This is a genomic window from Pseudomonas sp. BF-R-30 (assembly GCF_019956175.1).
GTDB classification, from domain to species: domain Bacteria; phylum Pseudomonadota; class Gammaproteobacteria; order Pseudomonadales; family Pseudomonadaceae; genus Aquipseudomonas; species Aquipseudomonas jessenii.
Genome location: NZ_JAHBDE010000070.1, coordinates 1 through 1658 on the forward strand (window position 1 = coordinate 1; position 1658 = coordinate 1658).

Annotated in this window: 1 protein-coding gene; it reads right to left on the minus strand. The window is 54.4% G+C overall.

Features of this window, described 5'->3' with window-relative positions; translation table 11 throughout:
- Positions 1 to 156: 156 nt before the first annotated feature.
- Positions 157 to 1587, minus strand: coding sequence for an IS1182 family transposase (locus KGB20_RS25695; RefSeq protein WP_223533210.1), 1431 nt, complete (start codon positions 1585 to 1587; stop codon positions 157 to 159).
- Positions 1588 to 1658 lie beyond the last annotated feature (71 nt).

Sequence of the window (1658 nt, forward strand, 5' to 3'; positions counted from 1 at the left end):
CCAGAGTGTGTAAAAACGCATTAGGGCCTTGTCGGCGCGAAGAGCCGACGGCTGTTCGCTGAGTGAGTCCGCTTAAGGCACCATAGTTGATCAATATCGCATCGGTGCCCTTCAGCAAGGTTCTACAGCTATCTAGATCGTCCAGAACGAACCTTTTCAGGCCGACAGCGCCTTCATCAAACCATTAGCCCCCATGATTTTCATGACCCGTTTCAAGTTGTAGGCGAGCACGTTCAAGCTCATCTCTGCACTTACCCCTGCCAGCTTTCGCGTCAGGAAATGCGTTGCACCCATCCATTGTTTAAGCGTCCCGAAGGGATGCTCCACCGTCCGTTTACGGATTCGCATCATATCCGGCGCATTGCGCAGCCTGTCCTGCATTTCTTCCAGTACGGCCTCATGTTCCCAACGTCGAACCCGTCGCTCCGTGCTCGGTGTGCACTGCGACTTCAGCGCGCAGCCCTGGCATTTCGAACTCCAGTAACGGTGCAGCTTCAGACCTTTTTCAACGTAGGAGTAGTGCCAGATCAGCGCTTCGCCAGCCGGGCATATGTATTCGTTTTTTGCCGAGTCATAGATGAAGGCATCGATATTGAAACGCCCGTCCGCCTTGGCTCCAGAGGTCATTGGCTTGGGCACATAGGCGGTGATGTTGGCATCGTGACAAGCCAGGATTTGTTCGCTTTTGAAGTAACCTCGGTCAGCCACTACCGACAGCGTTTCCGATGCCATCGCCTCGCGGGCCTGCTTGGCCATCGAGCTGAGTTGATCGCGGTCGGAACCGACGTTAGTCACCTCATGTGCAACGATCAAATGGTGCTGAGTATCGACTGCCGTCTGCACGTTGTAACCGACGATTCCGGTGCCGCGCGTCATCATGGAACGGGCGTCTGGATCGGTCAGTGAAACCTGTTTATCCGGCGATTCGTTGAGCTGGATTTCAATCGCTTGAAGCTCCTTCATTTGCGTCTTCAGCTTGGCGATTTTCTCTTCCAGTCGCACGGCGTTGGCCTCTGAGACATTTGGTTCTTGCCGATCGGCAGTATCGAGCGCGGCCAGGTAACGGTTGATGCTCGACTCAATGTCCTCCATTCGCCGTTTCAGTTTCGCGCTGGTGAAGTTTCGGTCGCGATTGTTGACCGCCTTGAACTTGCTGCCGTCGATTGCGACCAGATTTTCTCCGAACAGCCCCAACTGCTGACAGAGCACAACGAACTGACGGCAGACGCCTCGGATCGCCTTGCTATTGTCTTTTCGGAAGTTGGCGATGGTCTTGAAATCGGGTGTCAAACGCCCGGTCAACCACATCAACTCGACATTGCGTTGGGCTTCTCGCTCCAAGCGTCGGCTCGACTGAATGCGGTTGAGATAGCCGTAGATGTAGATCTTCAACAGGACTGCGGGGTGGTAAGCGGGACGGCCTGTGTCAGCCGGAATAGCACCGTCAAAACCCAAGGAAACCAGGTTGAGTTCATCGACAAAGACGTCGACTACGCGCACCGGATTGGTATCGCTGACGTAGTCGTCGAGGCTTTCGGGAAGTAAGGTACCTTGGCCTCGATGTTCACCTTGGATAAAGCGCTTCATGGGCGATCCCTGCGATGAATTCCTCAGAAATCATAGCAAGGGTTCACGAAGGCGTTTTTACACACTCTGGG

Excerpts from the sequence above, each read along its gene's own strand:
- KGB20_RS25695 (WP_223533210.1), bottom strand. The coding sequence starts at position 1,587 with ATGAAGCGCTTTATCCAAGGTGAACATCGAGGCCAAGGTACCTTACTT.